A 17,781-nucleotide genomic window follows, 5' to 3' on the forward strand; every position below is an offset into this window, starting at 1 on the left:
AGCTCTTAGCAGATAATCCCGACTATCTTGAACAGGTCAAGGAGCTGCCAAGAAAGATGTACAGCGGTAAAATGGCGTCAACACGGAAGGGATATTTCTTCTGCTATGAACTGCCTACCAAGAGAGCTGACGGCTCATGGTCGGACGGCGACGGTATTTACCGTTGGTATGTGGTTGATCCGGAAACTAATCAGGTCACGGAAGATCTGCATGAGATATGGACTGCTATCAAGTGCGAGCGTGAAGAGAGCAGAGCCTTTAACGCTAATGAGGAGCAGTTCTCCGAGATACGCAAAGTGATAGAGAATTACATTAAGAAGAATTATCTGAAAGCAATACAAGCGCCTATGGGCAAAAAAGCCAAGTTGGTTACATGGCTTCAGATGATATAAGGGGTAACAGATATGGATATCAGAAATATAAAGAGCGTAGATGATCTTATCATATACTTCACCGAGGAACTGAACTGGAACATCGACCTTGATGATTTTGATGAGATCGACGATATTACATACGATTTTGATGCTGCTGACATTGGTTTGAAACCTGATGCTTTTGCGAAAATCAAGAATCTCCGCCAGTTACAGCCGTTTTGCGACGAGCAGAAATGGGGCATCTTCTGCGTAGAGTTCGACAGCAACAAGTTTGAAGTGTCGGCACTCCGTAAGATACTGTCAGGACTTATCCCAAAGAGAAGAAATGCCGCTGAACACGCTGTATGGTCGCAGAAAGACCTTCTGTTCCTTTGTTTCTGGGGGACGGATAATAACCGCACTATCGGTATCGCACATTTTGAGGATAAGATCGCAGGACTTCCGCAGATAAAAATGATCTCCTGTGCGCCTGCGGTTGAGGACTTCACGCAGATACGAACTTTTGAAGATCGCATCGGGCATTTGTCATGGGTGAAAGATGTTACAGACACGCAGGCATGGTATGAACAGTGGTCATCGGCGTTTGTGACAGCATATCATCAGGTTATCAGGGACTCCGCTTCGCTTACTGTAAAGCTGGCGGCGGAGGCTCAGGCTATCCGTGACCGTATTCTTGACATTTACGCTGTCGAAACGCATGACGGATATGTGCATAAGCTGTTCAAGGATTTCAAGGACAATCTTATCCACGATATGACCAAGCAGCAGTTTGCAGATATGTACGCTCAGACCGTTGTTTACGGCTTGTTCTCGGCAAGGTGCATGGATAAGACGCAGGACAGCTTCAACGTGAAAGAAGCTATCGCCTGCATTCCGAACACTAATCCGTTCCTGAAAAGACTCATGGAGGAATGTCTTGGCGAGAGCAGTGAGCGACACCTGACCTTTGACGAGCTGGAAGTTGCGAATGTTGTGGAGATACTCACGCACACTAACACCGACCTGATACTTGCCGACTTCAACCGTCAGACGGGCGGCGGTCGTGAAGACCCTGTTATCCATTTCTATGAGGAATTTCTGACCGCATACGACAAGGCACAGAAGGTGCAGAGGGGCGTTTACTATACGCCGCAGCCTGTTGTCAATTTCATTGTCAGGGCGGTTGACAGTATTCTGAAAACGGAGTTCGGACTTGCAGACGGTCTGGCATCGGAAGAAACCAAGACCGTGAAATATATGCGTGAAAAGATCAGAGGTCAGGGCATGACCGAAGACACAAAGGAAGTACCTGCCGTTCAGATACTTGATCCCGCAACAGGAACGGGAACATTCCTGCGTCAGACCATTCTGCAAATATATGATAATTTCAGAGCCAAGCACAAGGGTGAGAGTGAGGAGCAGATCAAGAAGGCATGGAACGAGTATGTTCCAAAGCACCTGCTGCCACGTCTGAATGGCTTTGAGCTGATGATGGCTCCCTATGCCGTAGCTCACATGAAGCTCGCTATGGTGCTGAAAGATACGGGCTATGATTTCGGCGGTGACCACCGTCTGAATGTGTTCCTGACCAATTCGCTGGAAGAAGCGGGCAAGGACGATTTTCAGATGACGCTGTTTGATAACGATCCGCTGGCGTTTGAGTCTATTGAAGCGAATCAGGCGAAGAAGAATAATGGCATTAACGTGATTATTGGTAATCCGCCATACTCCGGTATATCATCAAACAATAATGAGTTTATCGCAAACCTGATAAATGATTATAAATACATAGACGGAGTATACTTTAATGAGCGTAAGCATTGGCTTAACGATGATTATGTAAAGTTTATAAGGCTGTGTGAGAAAATAATCTCTGAACATGGCAATGGCATTCTTGCATTCATCAATAATCACGCCTTTTTGGACAATCCAACATTTAGATGTATGAGACATCACTTATTGGAAACTTTTGATGTAATTTATATCGTTGATCTTCATGGCAATGTAATGCGTAAGGAAATCGCTCCAAATGGAGAAAGGGACGAAAATGTATTTGATATTATGCAGGGAGTTTCAGTTAATATATTCATCAAGAAATCCACCTCAAAAAGGAATAGTACAGAAGTTTATCACAGTGATGTATTCGGCGCAAGAAACACAAAATACGAAATCCTAAGCAGTGGTAATGTGACATATTCAAAGATAGAACCAATCGAACCATATTACTTTTTTGTTCAAAAGGATAGCAGTAATTCGGAAACATATGAATTAGGATTTAGCCTTAGTGATTTATTTATCCATAATGTAACAGGCATTGTTTCAATGGGCGATAGTTTTGCTTATGATGAAAACGCAGATTTATTATGTGATAGATTGTCAAGATTATCGAAAATGGAATATAATGAGGAGTCGCTGAATGAGATTTTTCATTTAGGAAAGAACTATGCTGATTTCGTAATAAAGAATGCAAAGACCATTGAATTAACCAAAGAACTAATTTGCAAAATTTCTTATAGACCATTTGATGATAAGTATACATATTTTGATAATAGGATATTGTGGAGACCAAGAACAGAAGTGATGAAACATATGTTAAAGGACAATATAGCTCTTATAATTCCACGTCAAGCTATTACAGATAATTGGTCTCATGTAAGTGTCAGCACTTGTTTAGTAGATAACCGTTTCCATTACAGCAACAAAGGCATACCTATTGTTTGTCCGATATTCTTATATGATACTGAATTTGGAAAAGAAACAAAGCAGCCTAATCTGAAAATGGACATTGTGCATCTGATTGAAGAAAAACTTGGTTTACCTTTTGCAACAGAATCACAAGATAAATCTGTTTTCACTCCGATTGATTTACTTGATTATATCTATGCTATTCTTCATTCGCCAAATTACCGTGAGAAATACAAAGAGTTCCTGAAAATCGACTTTCCCCGTGTGCCATACCCAACAGATCAGGAAACCTTCTGGAAACTGGTCGAGATCGGCGGCAAGCTGAGAAAATGCCACCTGATGCAGACCGAGTTCGATACCGAACCGTACAGCTTTATCGGTGACGGCACAAACGAGGTCGTCAAGCCCGAATACAAAAACGGCAGGGTGTACATCAGCAAGACACAGTATTTCGACAACGTACCGCAGGCACAGTGGGAGCAGTACATAGGCGGTTACCAGCCGTTGCAGAAGTGGCTCAAAGACCGCAAGAAGACTGCGCTCTCCGCTGAGGACATTGAGCATTACAAGAAGATCATCGCAGCTCTCAGGCTCACCGAGGAGCTTATGGCGGAGATTGATCAGGTTGTGGAGTTCTGAATAATGCAAAAAGTACAGATACCTCATGTGGAGTATCTGTACTTTTTATATAACGACTATTGACATTTTTCTCGATAAGTGCTATACTAAGATTAGCACTCGACGCACAAGAGTGCTAAAATCTAATGGAGGATTCTATTATGAACATTTCTGAACGTCAGAAGGATTTCCTGTCAGTTGTTGAAAAAATGGATATTTCGCCAACACTATTTAAGAATGCTCAAAGCAAATATGAAGCCCTTGCTGCGTTCTTAGATGAACATGGTATTGAGGCAACCATATATCCACAGGGCTCATTTGCATTAGGAACGGTTACTCGTCCTGCAAAGAAGGCTGATAGTCCAAGCTATGATCTTGATTGTATTTGTCAGGTTACTGGAACAAAGTCAGATTACACCCCGAGTGGTTTGAGAAACCTAATTGAAGACACACTGAAAGGTAATGATACTTATGGCGGAAAGCTTGTGAAGTGGGAGGAATGCTTTACTATTGAGTATGCTGATATCAATGGTGTTAGCTTTTCAATTGATTTAGTTCCGGCAGTAAGCGATACCGATTCTGAAAAAGCAGCACTCATTACAAAAGGGTTGAGTCCACAAATTGTTGATACAAGCATTGCAATTCCACGGCAGAATTCTGAAAAAAGCTATCGTTGGATTTCAAATAATCCCAAAGGCTTTAAAAAGTGGTTTGATGAAATTAACGCTCCGTTCTTAATGTATGCTCCCAAATACATAGAACGTGGCATATTTGAAAGTGCTACTGCTGAGGAATTACCAAATGAGATAAGACGCTCTGCTCTACAAAGGGTTATACAGATTTTGAAATATCAGCGCGATGCATATTATTCCAATCTTTCTGATGGTGACGAGATTAAACCGATTTCTGCATTGATAACGACAATGGCTACTCGAATCGCATCTAACTACGAAAAAAAGAATTGTTCTGTATTTGAGTTGCTGGAATATGTGCTGAATAGACTTGAGATGTGCATTCACCAAACCGAAATGACTTTTGAACAATATGCTTTGCGGTATGATAATTCTCCAGTATTATCCTATAAAAGCGGAAAATGGAGTGTCCCGAATCCCGCTGATCCCGATGATAATCTTGCGAATAAATGGAACGATGATGCAAGAATACCTAAGAGCTTTTTTAAATGGGTTACAGCTATTAAAACAGACCTTTTTGAAGTGCTGACTCAGAAAGACGACAATCAATTTGGTGTTGTCTTGGAGAATAGTTTTGCAAATTATGATCCTAACAATCCGATCATCAAAAAATACAGAAAGGCTCGTATTGCAACACCTATCAATGCTTCAACAGCTTCAAAGCCTTATCATTGCTCATGAGAATAGACTATAATCATATCAAACCGCAGATTGATGAACTTCTTACATCATATGGCGGCCTGAAGGAAGAAAATACTGATAAAAATACATCAATTATTCTTTCTGGAAAAGTACAAATTAATCGTTCCTACAATAATTTCACTGTAGATAATGAATATGAACTCAAAATTCTTATTCCGCTAAACAATGAAGAATTACCCGACGTGTGGGATATCGGGAATCATATTGATAAAACATATATTCACCGATATCCAGATGGCGAGCTTTGTTTAGAAACAGAAGCATACATAGCTTTGTGCTTCTATAATGGGTATAGTCTATTGCAATGGATGAAAAACATAGTTGAACCATACTACTTTTCTTATGAGTATTACACTAGATTTGGAGAGTTCCCATTTGGAGATAGAGGACACGATCTTGATGGTGTAATAGAGACATATCAGCAAATTTTTCATGAGAATGATCTTGTCAAATGCGTTAAACTGCTTCATGCCATATCACAAAGGAAATACAAAGGTCATTTACCTTGCCCATGTGAATCAGGTTTGATTACAAGAAAGTGTCATGGAAGATTTATATATCCATTTATAAGCGATGACTATATGTTTTCCATTGCACAAAAAGACTATTCGAGATTATGTGAGGCGATAAAAGAGTATGATAAACAGTCAAATCATTAGCAATCGTCAAAATGAAGACCTGTTATTGAAGATTCAGTATGCTTCAAGAAGGTATTTCAATTCGGCGGAAAAGTTCAATTATTTGAGTTGGGTATTATGTATAGCGTCTGCTGCGATGATATTTGTTCCTGATTCAGCTCCAGAGCTTTTCAGTAACGGGATACCTGCGGTATTAGAAGTTTTTGCATTTGTAACTGCTTGCATTTTTAATAGTAAGCTAAAGAACGCTGCTTCTCTGCGCAATTATTTTGATTCTTATGTTTTAATGATAGACGAAGATAGTTATACAAATATTCATAAACAGAAGCTTAGAGAAATCGCCTTAGCCACATATAATAGGTACAAAAAAGAAGCGGATATCCACATTCATAATACTGGTCGTGACAAACCACCAGGTGTAAAGAACTGGTATGAGTTTAAAAATCCTGTAGCTGATCGTCAAGCTCAATTTGAATGTCAAAAACAGAATATTTGGTGGAATAAAAAGATGGTTAAAAATCGCATGATTCTTTTATCTATTATTTTGTTTATACTTATTTCGTTTTTTGTCACTATGTTTGCCTTATTCAAATCTGATGCACTAAGTATTATTGTTTGTGCAATCGGAATAATACTGAAAGTTGTTGAAAGAATTATTGAACACTATTCTTATCACAAAACATCCATTAAGATAGAAGCTATCCAAAGTCACGCTGAAAGAGAATTAACAGCTGAAACTGTAAAGGAGTTACAAGAACTAATTAATGGAAGACGAGAAATACCAGTTCTTGAAATAAACATTATTCATAAACTAAAAGCTAAGCGATACTCTTCATCGTATGAAGAAACATCATAATGAAAACAGGCAGAACTTCGAAATAGAAGCTCTGCCTGTTTTGTTTAATAGCCTGCTGTAAAGGTCTTGCTTATAGTTGTTGGAATAAAACTTCTATATGAGCGCAATCCTTTTTCGTTCGGCTTTTGTTGGTATTTCTTACTTGGTTACCAGTGCGAGAGTGTCGCGTGCGATAAGCAGCTCTTCATTGGTCGGTACTACCCAAACCTCGACCTTGCTGTCGTCAGCGGAAATGCGGCAAGCCTCGCCTCTTACCTTATTGCGCTCCTTGTCCAGCTTGATGCCGAGGAACTCAAGTCCCTCACAAGCACGCTCTCTTGTCGGTGCATCGTTCTCGCCGATACCGCCTGTGAACAGAACAGCATCAACACCGCCCATAGCAGCAGCGTACGAACCGATGTACTTCTTGATCTGATAGCCGAACATCTCGTTTACGATAGCAGCTCTCTCGTTGCCCTCGGCAGCAGCCACGGTAACGTCTCTGTTGTCAGAGGAAACGCCCGAAACTCCGAGGAATCCCGACTTCTTGTTCATGTAGTTGGTCATCTCGTCAGGGTTCAGACCGCGCTTCTTCTGAACGAACTCGATAGCCGACGGGTCAACTGCGCCGCAGCGTGTGCCCATGGTCAGACCGTCAAGGGGAGTGAAGCCCATCGAGGTGTCAACGCTCTTGCCGCCGTCAACTGCGGTGATCGAAGAACCGTTGCCGAGGTGGCAGGATACGATCTTCAGATCCTCGGGCTTCTTGCCCAGCAGCTTAGCCAGCTCTGCCGAAACAAAACGGTGGGAAGTGCCGTGGAAACCGTACTTTCTTACGTGAAGCTCCTCATAGTCCTCGTAAGGCAGACCGAACAGGAAAGCCTTCTTCGGCATGGTAGCGTGGAATGCGGTGTCGAATACAACGACCTGCGGAACGCCCTCGGGCAGTACCTTCTTGCAGGCACGGAGTGCGAGAGCGTGGGGGTGGTTGTGTACGGGTGCGAGCTCTGCGAGGGCGTCGATCTTGTCGATAACTTCGTCGGTAGCAAGGCAGGTCTCCTTGAACACCTCAGCGCCCTGTACTATGCGGTGGCCGACTGCGCCGATCTCGCTCATGGAGTCGATGACCTTAGCGTCGCCTGTGGTGAGTACCTCAACGAGCTTCTCAAAAGCCTCGGTGTGGGTCGGGAATTCGCAGTCTGCTTCAAAAGCTCTGCCGTCGCCGGTCTTGTGAGCGATGTGTCCGCCGATACCGATGCGGTCAGCGTTGCCCTTTGCGATCACCTTTTCGCCGTCCATGTCGAGAAGCTGATACTTGAGCGAGGACGAACCTGCGTTTACAACCAGAATTTTCATATGTTAAACATCCTTTACATTAAGATTTGATCTCCCTTGACAAAGCGTCGGAAATCACATATACTATAATTATATCAATAAACGGCGGTTTTGGCAAGAGGTATTTGCAAATTTGAGGTTTTTGCACAATTGGCATACGTACCGCTCATGAATAATTTGGAGAGTAGGTGGAAAAATGTACGTAGCAGGCATCGTAGCCGAGTTCGACCCGTTCCACAAGGGGCATGAATATCTGCTTCGGCGGACTCGTGAACTGGGGGCGACTCACATCGTCGTTGCCATGAGCGGTGATGTTGTTCAGCGCGGAGAAACGGCGGTCTGCCCGAAGCACGAGCGTGCGGAGATGGCTGTGAGACACGGCGCAGACCTCGTCATCGAGCTGCCTGCGCCCTATTCCTGTTCGATGGCGGCTTTTTTTGCCGACGCTGCGATAAGGCTGCTCGGTCGGGTGGGGATAGACGCCCTCGCATTCGGCAGCGAGACTGACAGCGCCGACCTTATCCGAATGGCGGCTTCGGCGGTGGATGAGCTTTCGGACAGCGAGGAAGTCCGCAGGCTGACGACGAAGGGCATGACCTACCCTGCGGCTCTGCACGCGGCTGCCGCCGAACGTTTCGGCGGGGAAGCGGCGGCGGTCATCGCGAGTCCGAACAGTACGCTGGCGGTGGAGTACGTCAGGGCGCTCGTGCGGAACGGCATTTCCGCGGAAATACTGCCCGTGCGCCGCGAGGGTGCGGCTCACGACAGCACGGAGGGCGCGAGCGGCAGCAATCTACGTCGGCTTCTGGCGGCGGGTGAGGACATCGCGGGGTTCGTGCCCGAGGGGTGCGTGCCGAGGGAGCTTTCGGAGCCGTCGGGGGCGGATGACATCCTGCTGTACGGGCTGCTGACCGCCGACAGGGATACGCTTCTGCGGCTGCCCGAGGTGAACGAACCGCTCGCAGACCGCATCATCAAGGCGAGGCGCGACCCGAAACCGACGCTTGGGGAGTTTTTGCAGGATGTAAAGTCGGCAAACTTTACGCTTGCGAGGATAAGGCGAAGTGCGCTGCATCTGGCGCTGGGAGTCACGAGGGAAGATTTCATCGAGCCGCCGTATGTGAGGGTGCTTGCGTTCAATGACAGGGGTGCGGAGGTACTGAGAAGAGTGGAAGGCGTGCCGAAGTCGGTGTCGCTGAGGGAGCTTGAAGGAAGTTCGGTGGAAGCAGCGAAGATAATAGCGATAGAGAACCGAGCGGTAAGATTGCAGCAAATGTGCAGAAAAAAGCGCAATTTCGATAACGAATACACAAGAAAAATAACAAAGACCCCCACCACCGAAGCGTGAACGCCAGAGACTCAAAAAGTTTAGGAGGGGGTCTGGGGGAGACCCTTTTCAAAGGGTCCCCTCAGCAGGGGCGCGGGGACAGAGTCCCCGCCCCGAGAGGTCGCTCAGAACCCAAAGCGCACAAACGAACAGTCCAAACATAAAATCGGCAAATCCCCAGAACAACGTCCAAAAAGGCGCCAAATGAAAAACCCACTCAACACCACCAAGAACACCCGATTTGCCGATTTTATTTTGACGAGAGAGCGAAGCGATTCGAGTCAAACCCCTAAGCTGCTCGTCAAGAGCGGCAACCCCACCCCAACCCCCCCCAAAAAAAAAAACAATAACTCCCAAGAAACAGGCCAAAACCACCAAACCCCCCACCCGAAAATTGTGAATATGACCGAAAACCCTGTTCACAAATCGTACAAATCTACGAAAATTGCAGAAAAAATCAGCTAAATGATGATTTTAGGCGCAAAACTCTGTGAAAAACATACATATCACGCGATATAACGCAGAAACTTTTGTTATAAGATGTTACTGATTCACGAAATATTGATGAAATATCGGTGATTTTGTGTTATAATACAAAAAGTGTTTTGTCAAAAAATGACTGTAAAATACATTGTTAGATTATTAGGAGGAACTTTCATGGCAAAAGCAACCAAGGCGGCAGCGCCCAAGACTATCTCGAAAGAGGAGCTCAAAAAGAAGTTCGTGGACGTGCTGCACAACGATTTTCAGACTACGCCCGATGAGGCTACCGACCAGCAGGTCTATGAGGCTCTCACACGCATCGTAGTCGGCATTCTGAAGGCGAAGAGAAGACACTTCACCGTAAAGAACCGCTCGGAAGGAAAGAAGAAGGTGTACTACCTCTCGATGGAATTCCTGATGGGCAGAAGCCTCAAGACCAGTATCTATAACCTCGAAATGGTGGATGAGACTGTAGGTATGCTCAAGGATTTCGGCATCTCCATCAACTCCATCTACGAGCAGGAGCCCGACGCAGGTCTCGGCAACGGCGGTCTCGGCAGACTCGCTGCCTGCTACCTCGACGCTCTGGCAGCTGACGGCTACCACGCAACAGGCTACTCCATCCTCTATGAGTACGGCATCTTCAAGCAGAAGCTCGAAGAGGGCTGGCAGACCGAGCTCCCCGATAACTGGCTGCCCGGCGGTTCCGCACTCCTCGTTGCTGTTCCTACCGAGGCTGTACAGGTACACTTCGACGGCAACCTCAGAGAGTCCTGGGAGAACGGCTTCCACACCGTTGAGCTCACCGACAGCACCGTTGTTACCGCTATCCCTTACGATATGTACGTTTCGGGCTACGGCAGCAGCGCTGTTTCAAAGCTCAGACTCTGGAAGGCTGACGTTGCTTCCTTCGGTATGGATGACTTCATCAAGGGTAACTACCTCAAGGCTCTCGGCAGAAATATCATGTCGCAGGCTATCACCAAGGTTCTCTACCCGAACGATAACCACGCAGAGGGCAAGAGCCTTCGTCTGCGTCAGCAGTACTTCATGTCCGCAGCGTCCATCGGCGATATCGTAAGAACTCACCTGAGCGTTTACGGTACCCTCGACAACCTCGCTGACAAGGTGGCTATCCACATCAACGATACTCACCCGACCCTCGCTATCCCCGAGCTCATGAGAATAATGCTCGATGAGTGCGGATACGACTGGGATACCGCTTGGGATATCGTTACCAGAACTTTCGCTTACACCAACCACACCGTTATGCCCGAGGCTCTTGAGAAGTGGGAGTGCAACCTCCTGAAGAGCGTCGTTCCGCGTATCTACTCCATCATCATCGAGATCAACGAGAGATACTGCCGCAAGCTCGACGAGATGTATCATGACTCCGCTAAGGTAACTCATATGTCCATCGTTGAGAACAACATGGTCAAGATGGCTACCCTCTGCGTTCACGCAAGCCACCACGTAAACGGCGTTGCAAAGATCCACTCCGAGATCATCAAGCGCGAGACCTTCAAGGACGAGTACGCTTACACTCCCGAGAAGTTCACTAACGTTACCAACGGTATCGCTTACAGAAGATGGCTCTATCAGTCCAACGAGGGTCTGACTCAGCTGCTCCGCGATACTATCGGCGACGGCTTCCTCAGAGATGCTTCCGAGCTTGCGAAGTTCAGAGAGTTCGCTGACGATAAGGCAGTTCTCGAACAGCTCACAAAGATCAAGCATGACAATAAGGAGCGCTTCGCTAAGTACGTGAAGAACCGCTACGGCGTTGCTCTCAATACCGACTCCATCTTCGACGTTCAGGTAAAGAGACTCCACGAGTACAAGCGTCAGCAGCTCAATGCACTCAACATCATCGCTGAGTACAACTACCTCAAGGCTAACCCCGATGCACCCTTCGTGCCCAAGACCTACATCTTCGCGGCAAAGGCTGCTCCGGGATACTATATGGCTAAGCAGATCATCAAGCTCATCTGGAACATCTCCCAGGAGCTCAAGAAGGATCCCAAGCTCAATGAGAAGCTGAACGTTATCTTCATGGAAGACTACTGCGTATCCCTGTCCGAGATCCTCATGCCCGCGGCTGATATCTCCGAGCAGATCTCGCTGGCTGGTACCGAGGCTTCGGGTACAGGCAACATGAAGCTGATGATAAACGGTGCTGTTACCCTCGGTACTCTCGACGGCGCGAACGTTGAGATCTTCGAGCAGGTGGGCGCTGACAACATCCTGCTGTTCGGTATGAACGTTGAGGAAGTTGAGAGAGCTAAGCCCGGCTACAGACCTATCGACGTTTACAACTACAACGGCGTGCTCAAGGGTGCTGTTGATATGCTCACAAGCGGCATCAACGGCGAGCGCTTCATGGAGATCGCGAACTCCCTCAAGACTCAGGACACCTACATGGCGTTCGCAGACTTCGACAGCTATCAGGCTGCACAGCGCAGAGCAAGCGAGTGCTACACCAACACAAGCGGCTGGGCAAAGATGAGCCTTGCGAACATCGCAGGCGCAGGCATCTTCTCGGCAGACCGCTCGGTAGACGAGTATGCACGCTACATCTGGAAGCTCCAGAAGTGATATTTGCGAAAATAGCATAACGATATAAAAAGCCGTCTGCTCCTTTTCGGGAGCAGGCGGCTCTTTATTTTAATCGATCACTACATCGTTAAGGTTAATTTCATTCAGATAGCCAAGGTCTCGAAGCTTCTGAGCTAATTCCTTGCACTCTTCATTGCTAAATGTCATTGTCTGGCTGTGACGGATGTACTCGCAATACTTTACGCCGTTTTTGAAATCATAAGCGTGATCAGGATCACCGGCTGTAGATTCAACGGTGCTGATACTCAGATAAACATCATGGGTATCATCATAGTTTACCCTGCTGTAAAAATCACCGTTCCAGAGCATATGCAGATAATCATCGAAGCTCTTGGGCTTTGAAACGTAGGCGTCCTGTATCAGCCTTGAAGCCTCACGTATCTGAGCGTCAGAAAGAGTGGAGAGGTCAAGCAGTTCTTCACTGAGATTTTTCTCATTTCTATGGATCTCTGCCCATTTCTCACAGTCGTAGCTTACGAACTCAAAGCGTTGATATTCTCCATTTTCATTATAATAGACCGAAATATCAAGCAGAGCTTTATCAAGGTTTCTCATAGGAAGACTCTTAACAAGTCCGAAGCCGTTTGTTACATAAGCTATACCCATGAAGATAACGAACACCGCCGAGGTAGCCGCATATTTGAGCAGCCATACCATAAAGCTGCGGAGGGTGAGCTTTGCACGGGTGACGATGATGTGGATAACAATGTAGATTATCGCCACAACAACAAGTCCGTAAACGCCGTCTAAATTGAACAGCACCATGCTGTAAACGGTGAACACGCCCATGACAAGCAGCAGCTCAAAGAAGAAGCGGCTTACTATCGGAGCGCCTACCGAGCTTGCGTCACGCCTGCGGTAGATAAACACCGTTGCTGCCATTACTGCGACAGAAACAAGACTGTTTATAACTGTGTAGAATATAAAGCTTGAATCTTCTGCAAGTGCTACGAACGAGTATGTCCATATACCGACAAAGTGCGGAATATCGAACATATCAAGTCCTGCAAAATTTTCTACAAGCAGGTGGAAAATGAATATCGGAAGAACCGAGGTGCAGAACATCATTATCACAGTGAAGTAAATGCTTTCTGCAAACGCACCGCAGCAGCAGGTGCAGACTATCGTGATAGCGTCAGTGAATAATGCAGCTGTAAGAGCTCCCATGAATATTTGCAGGTTCACGCTGCCGTCAACACCGTGTGTAGCGCAAAGTATGCCGCCGTAAAGCATTGCGATGCCTGTGTAAACTATGACGGGAAGAATATGTGAATAGCACATAGCCAAAAGCTTTGAGAAGTAGCGCTGATTCGCACTCATAGGAAGCGAGTGCTGAACGTCGCAGATCTGCTGATTCGTCATGTCACGGAAAATGCCTACCGCTCCGAAAATGCCCATGAGCGAGCCTGCCGCTATAAGTGCAAAGCCGAACCACGAGGGCGAGAACCCTTCTGCCACCTGATTTTCCAGCTGGTCAAGGTAGTCATACTGCGAATAAAAGCCGCTCATCAGAGCATACATCAAAGCTCCCGTTGCAAGCAGTATATTTGTTACAATAAAGAATTTCTTGTGCGTCCGCACCTCAGCTAAAGCCGCCTTATTTATCGTTTGGAACACATTCGCTGCCATAGCCTCTCGCCTCCAGTTCGTATATGAAAATCTCCTCTAACGTAAGCGGTATTATCTCTGTAAGGTCTGTCTTTATCCCTTTGAGCTTACGCATTATTTCTTCTTCTGTTCCCTTTATGACCGCCTGTGTAACGCTGCCTGAAACGCTGCACTGCATTACAGTAACGCCGCTCGCTTCAAGCTCCTCTCTCGTTACAGGCAGGTTCTTTCTTGCAAGCTGCACCTTTCTGAATCCGCCCGAGATCTCGTCAAGCTCGCCCGAGAAGATTAGCTGTCCCTTGTGTATCAGCATCGCGCGGTCGCAGAGCTCGTTTATCTCGGCGATATTGTGGCTCGACACGATGAGCGTAGCGTCGCGGTCGAGCATCTCGTCAACTATCATGTTCTTGACCACCTTGCGCATAGCGGGGTCAAGTCCGTCAAAGGCTTCGTCCAGCATCAGGTACTTTGTCATGCAGCTGAGTCCGATGATGACGACAGCCTGACGCTTCATGCCCTTCGAGAATTCGCTGAGCCGCTTGTCGAGTGGAAGGTTCAGCTTTGCCGAGAGCCTTCCGAACACCTCGTCCGAGAAGGTTGGGTAGTAGCTCTTGTAGTATCTCGCGAGCCCGTTGAGTGTGAAGGGGGTGTACTGCACCGTTTCGTCGTTTACGAAGAATATGTTCGATTTTGCCTGGGGGTCGTCGTAGACCTCTCTGCCATCGAGCTTTATGCTGCCCTCGTTCATTTTATAAACGCCGCACATCATTCTCATCAGAGTCGATTTGCCTGCGCCGTTCGAGCCGAGAAAGCCGTATACGCAGCCGTCGGGTATCGTTATCGAGACCTTATCCACCGCGCGGAAGGGTTCGCCCTTAGCCATCAGACCCTTGTTTTGGAACAGCATCGAAGCGTTCTCAATCTCTATCATTGTTCGTTACCTCCTTTTTCGGCTTCTGCCGCTGCGCTCTCTACTATATCTATGAGCGTCTGTTTTGGAACGCCTGCCGACAGAGCTTCTTTTGTTTTTCTCTCGAAGTCTTCTGTCAGGCGTTTGTCCGCCTTGCCCTCGTGCTTCGCAACGAAGCAGCCCTTACCTGCCACGGAATATATTATCCCGTCGCGTTCAAGGATGCTGTAGGCTTTGGCGACTGTATTCGGGTTAAGTCCGAGTTCTTTGGCGAGTGCGCGTGCTGCGGGGATGCGGTCGTTTTCTTTATACACGCCCCGTGCTATCTCGCCGCACACCGATTTGCATATCTGTTCGTATATGGGTGTGCGACCCGTAATATCTATGGTTATCAAGTAATATCGCTCCTTTCGTCCGTTTTTTTGTTGCTGCCTCTTTTCTTTTGTCCTGTCTTAAATATCGAGGATCTCCTTTCGTTCTCAGGCCATGCTTTTCGCGCCGACCTGTGTGTCTCCGAGTACCTCTTTTTCAAAATCGGTTTTCAGCTGCAAGATCTTGTCTTTGTTTTTCTCTGCGCTTTCGACCGCGTCCTGCCTGAAATCGTCCGTGTACCTGAAATTTCCTTTTTTGTCTATCTCGAAATCCACAGGGTTGTTCCCGCTTGCGGTGCTCATGAAGCAGGTGTAGCGTTTTTCGCCTTTTGTGTTTATGGCGCAGCACAGTTCGAGGTAATAATCGTCAGTGCCTGCGCCGATGTAGCGGTACAGCCCTGAGCGGTCCTGACCTTCGGGAGCAAGATCGCCGCGGAAATCAATGATGACCTCATTCTCTTTTTCGTGGGGACGTATCTCTATCTGACCCGTGAGAAGTTCGGTCTTTTCGATGTCGTAATAATCACCGAAAGAATTGCCGTTATCTGTTTTGGAATATTTCTCGGTGACAGGCGTTACCGTCTAATCGTAGAACTGCATATACTGTTCGTGTTTTGTATTTTTGTACGAAATGTAGCCTGCGCAGCCTGCTATCGCCGCTGCGGTCAGTGCCGCCGCGATGGTTATTTTTGTTTTTCTTGCTGTCATTTTCTCTATCCTCCTTTCGTAATGGTATCTCCTTTGTTTTGTCTTACACATAACTCTGTATGTATCGTATGTGTTAAGTGTACTATGTGTTGTAGTACACTTACAGTATACGACTTCATGTCGGATTTGTCAATGGGGTATCAAAAATTTCGGCATTTAGCACAAAAATCCACTCTTTGATAAGATGATTTTACCAAAGAAAATTGTACGTTCTGTAACAAAATATCGCACCTTATTGACTTGATGGGTAAAAAGTATTATAATTACAGAGTAAACATTTTTTCGCACCGCACGTCGGAAAAGGCGTGCTGCTTTAAAAAAGGATTAATGATATGACTGATCTGAGTAATGGCATAAAACGCGGTATAGCGTTTTTTGTGATGGCGGCGGCGCTGATAATCTTCGGGCTTCCGCTGTGCGCTCATGCCGATGCTTACGCCCTGCTTTCTGTCCCCGACAGTATCGGCAGGGGCGGCGAGTTCACGGTAGAGGTGACATTTTCGGCTGACGGGAATATCGGTACGATACACGGCACCCTCGGCTATTCCGAACAGGATATCGAGTTCGTGAGATCGCAGTACGCAAGCGGGGGCGGCGGTATCGTCACGCTCACGGCTTTTCCGCAGTCACCGTCTTCGGAGCTGACCGTTACGCTGACCTTCAGGGCTCTGCGCCCAGGCAGTTCGCAGATTACGCTGACCAACGGTTCGGTGATGTCTCCCGACGGCATAATGCTGGGCGGAGGTATCTCGGCGAGCGCCGCCGCTGAGGTTTCGGGCGTTGCCGATGACAGCGATGTGAGTCAGGTCGCGGATGACAGCTCGCTGCCCGACGCGCTCAAAGCTACCCTTGCAACGCTGACCGTGAGCGAGGGACAGCTTGTACCCGCGTTTTCGCCGGGCATATACGATTATACCGTGACGCTGCCGCATGAGGTGGATTACGTCGGCATCGATGCCGAGCCTCTCGGAAAGTACGATACTATATGGTTCGAGGGTTCGGAGTATCTGGCTGACGGCAGCACCCTCAGGACTATCACCGTGACTACCCCTGACGGGGCTGTTTCAAACGTGTACACCGTCAACATCATCAGACTGTCCGAAAACGGCAGCGTGGAGAGCGAAACCGAAGCTCTGACCGACAGCACTGACGGGTCGGAGGCTGAGACCGTGTCCCTTACGGGCTCGGGAAACGAAGCGGCTATACAGTCGGCGGCGAATTCCGTGTCGCCCCGTCCAAAGGGTCGGAACACCTCGTCGGAGGCTCAGGAGCCCGAGACCATGCACGACAAGCTGATGCCCATACTCATCGCGGCGATGGCGGTCATCGTGCTGCTGGCGGCACTTCTGGCAGTACGCATCCGCACACGCTCGAAGAACAAACTGAAATAACCATACACCGCAGGGTCTGAGGCTCATGCGGTGTTTTGCTGAGGGAGTGGACTTATGAATGGATATATGAAGGCGGCGGTCGAAGAGGCAAGGTACGGCATCCGCGAGGGTCACGGCGGTCCTTTCGGGTGCGTCATCGTGAAGGACGGACGCATCGTCGGCAGGGGTCACAACGAGGTCATAAGGCAGAACGACCCCACCTGCCACGGCGAGATAATGGCGATAAAGGAAGCCTGCAAGACCCTCGGGACTTTCGACCTGACGGGCTGCGAGCTGTACACGACGGCTCAGCCCTGCCCGATGTGCGCGGGTGCGGTGCTGTGGGCGAACATCTCGAAGGTGTACTACGGCTGCAATATCTCGGACACAGAGGAGATCGGCTTTCGGGACAAGAAGTTTTTCAGCGAGCCCTTCGATATCTCCGAGGAGCTTGACCGTGCGGAGTGCCTTGAGCTTTTCCGCGAGTACGCGTCCCTGCCCGAAAAAAAGAATTACTGAAAAAATCCCGA

General features: G+C 47.5%; 14 protein-coding genes and 1 pseudogene. 9 read left to right on the forward strand and 6 right to left on the reverse strand.

Going from position 1 to position 17,781, the window contains the following annotated elements; translation table 11 throughout:
- From BT142_RS10980 to BT142_RS11000, 5 genes and pseudogenes are all read left to right on the forward strand, one after another.
- Positions 1-392 (forward strand): annotated as a pseudogene (locus tag BT142_RS10980) (helicase); the annotation flags it as partial.
- Between the two features lie 12 nt (positions 393-404).
- Entirely contained in the window at positions 405-3,677 is a 3,273-nt protein-coding gene (locus BT142_RS10985; RefSeq protein ID WP_072418245.1) for a type ISP restriction/modification enzyme, read from the forward strand.
- Between the two features lie 140 nt (positions 3,678-3,817).
- Positions 3,818-5,029 carry a nucleotidyltransferase domain-containing protein gene (locus tag BT142_RS10990; protein ID WP_072418246.1) on the forward strand — a complete coding sequence of 404 codons (1,212 nt, stop codon included), beginning with the start codon at positions 3,818-3,820 and terminating at the stop codon, positions 5,027-5,029.
- The gene (locus BT142_RS10995) at positions 5,026-5,709 is read left to right on the forward strand and encodes a hypothetical protein (protein ID WP_072418247.1); all 684 of its coding nucleotides are present in this window, start codon (positions 5,026-5,028) and stop codon (positions 5,707-5,709) included. The genes BT142_RS10990 and BT142_RS10995 overlap by 4 nt, the downstream gene beginning before the upstream one ends.
- Complete coding sequence (locus BT142_RS11000; protein ID WP_072418248.1) at positions 5,687-6,544, forward strand: S-4TM family putative pore-forming effector; 858 nt, start codon at positions 5,687-5,689, stop codon at positions 6,542-6,544. Before BT142_RS10995 ends, BT142_RS11000 begins: the two co-directional genes overlap by 23 nt.
- Before the next feature lie 138 nt (positions 6,545-6,682).
- Here BT142_RS11000 and BT142_RS11005 read toward each other — a convergent pair whose 3' ends face one another.
- A complete protein-coding gene (locus BT142_RS11005; protein ID WP_072418249.1) occupies positions 6,683-7,879 on the reverse strand; it encodes an acetate/propionate family kinase in 1,197 nt (398 codons plus the stop codon).
- Positions 7,880-8,054: 175 nt separating this feature from the next.
- Here BT142_RS11005 and BT142_RS11010 point away from each other — a divergent pair, with 175 nt between their 5' ends.
- Positions 8,055-9,206, forward strand: a complete 1,152-nt coding sequence (locus BT142_RS11010) for a nucleotidyltransferase family protein (protein ID WP_072418250.1) — start codon at positions 8,055-8,057, stop codon at positions 9,204-9,206.
- A 636-nt stretch (positions 9,207-9,842) separates the two neighbouring features.
- Positions 9,843-12,263 carry a glycogen/starch/alpha-glucan phosphorylase gene (locus BT142_RS11020; RefSeq protein WP_072418252.1) on the forward strand — a complete coding sequence of 807 codons (2,421 nt, stop codon included), beginning with the start codon at positions 9,843-9,845 and terminating at the stop codon, positions 12,261-12,263.
- 69 nt (positions 12,264-12,332) lie between these two features.
- On the opposite strand, the gene BT142_RS11025 is transcribed toward BT142_RS11020, so the two are convergent.
- The 5 genes from BT142_RS11025 to BT142_RS19875 all read right to left on the reverse strand — a co-directional run bounded on the left by BT142_RS11025 (position 12,333) and on the right by BT142_RS19875 (position 15,881).
- Positions 12,333-13,913 (reverse strand): hypothetical protein, encoded by a 1,581-nt coding sequence (locus BT142_RS11025; RefSeq protein ID WP_072418253.1) that lies wholly within the window; start codon positions 13,911-13,913, stop codon positions 12,333-12,335.
- Positions 13,882-14,823, reverse strand: a complete 942-nt coding sequence (locus BT142_RS11030) for an ABC transporter ATP-binding protein (protein ID WP_084659440.1) — start codon at positions 14,821-14,823, stop codon at positions 13,882-13,884. The genes BT142_RS11025 and BT142_RS11030 overlap by 32 nt, the downstream gene beginning before the upstream one ends.
- The gene (locus BT142_RS11035; protein ID WP_072418254.1) at positions 14,820-15,197 is read right to left on the reverse strand and encodes a GntR family transcriptional regulator; all 378 of its coding nucleotides are present in this window, start codon (positions 15,195-15,197) and stop codon (positions 14,820-14,822) included. Before BT142_RS11035 ends, BT142_RS11030 begins: the two co-directional genes overlap by 4 nt.
- 84 nt (positions 15,198-15,281) lie before the next feature.
- Positions 15,282-15,476 (reverse strand): hypothetical protein, encoded by a 195-nt coding sequence (locus tag BT142_RS19105; RefSeq protein WP_072418255.1) that lies wholly within the window; start codon positions 15,474-15,476, stop codon positions 15,282-15,284.
- Positions 15,477-15,755: 279 nt separating this feature from the next.
- On the reverse strand, positions 15,756-15,881 hold the full coding sequence (locus BT142_RS19875) for a hypothetical protein (RefSeq protein ID WP_278277307.1): 126 nt from the start codon (positions 15,879-15,881) through the stop codon (positions 15,756-15,758).
- 332 nt (positions 15,882-16,213) lie between these two features.
- Between BT142_RS19875 and BT142_RS11045 the strand changes: the two genes are divergently transcribed.
- Together BT142_RS11045 and BT142_RS11050 are read left to right on the forward strand one after the other, a co-directional pair.
- Positions 16,214-17,272 carry a cadherin-like beta sandwich domain-containing protein gene (locus BT142_RS11045; RefSeq protein ID WP_072418256.1) on the forward strand — a complete coding sequence of 353 codons (1,059 nt, stop codon included), beginning with the start codon at positions 16,214-16,216 and terminating at the stop codon, positions 17,270-17,272.
- A gap of 54 nt (positions 17,273-17,326) precedes the next feature.
- Positions 17,327-17,770: a nucleoside deaminase gene (locus BT142_RS11050; protein ID WP_072418257.1), complete on the forward strand. Its 444-nt coding sequence runs from the start codon at positions 17,327-17,329 to the stop codon at positions 17,768-17,770.
- Positions 17,771-17,781 lie beyond the last annotated feature (11 nt).

The sequence above is a fragment of the Ruminococcus sp. YE71 genome (assembly GCF_900119155.1).
In the GTDB taxonomy this organism is placed as follows: Bacteria; Bacillota; Clostridia; order Oscillospirales; family Ruminococcaceae; genus YE71.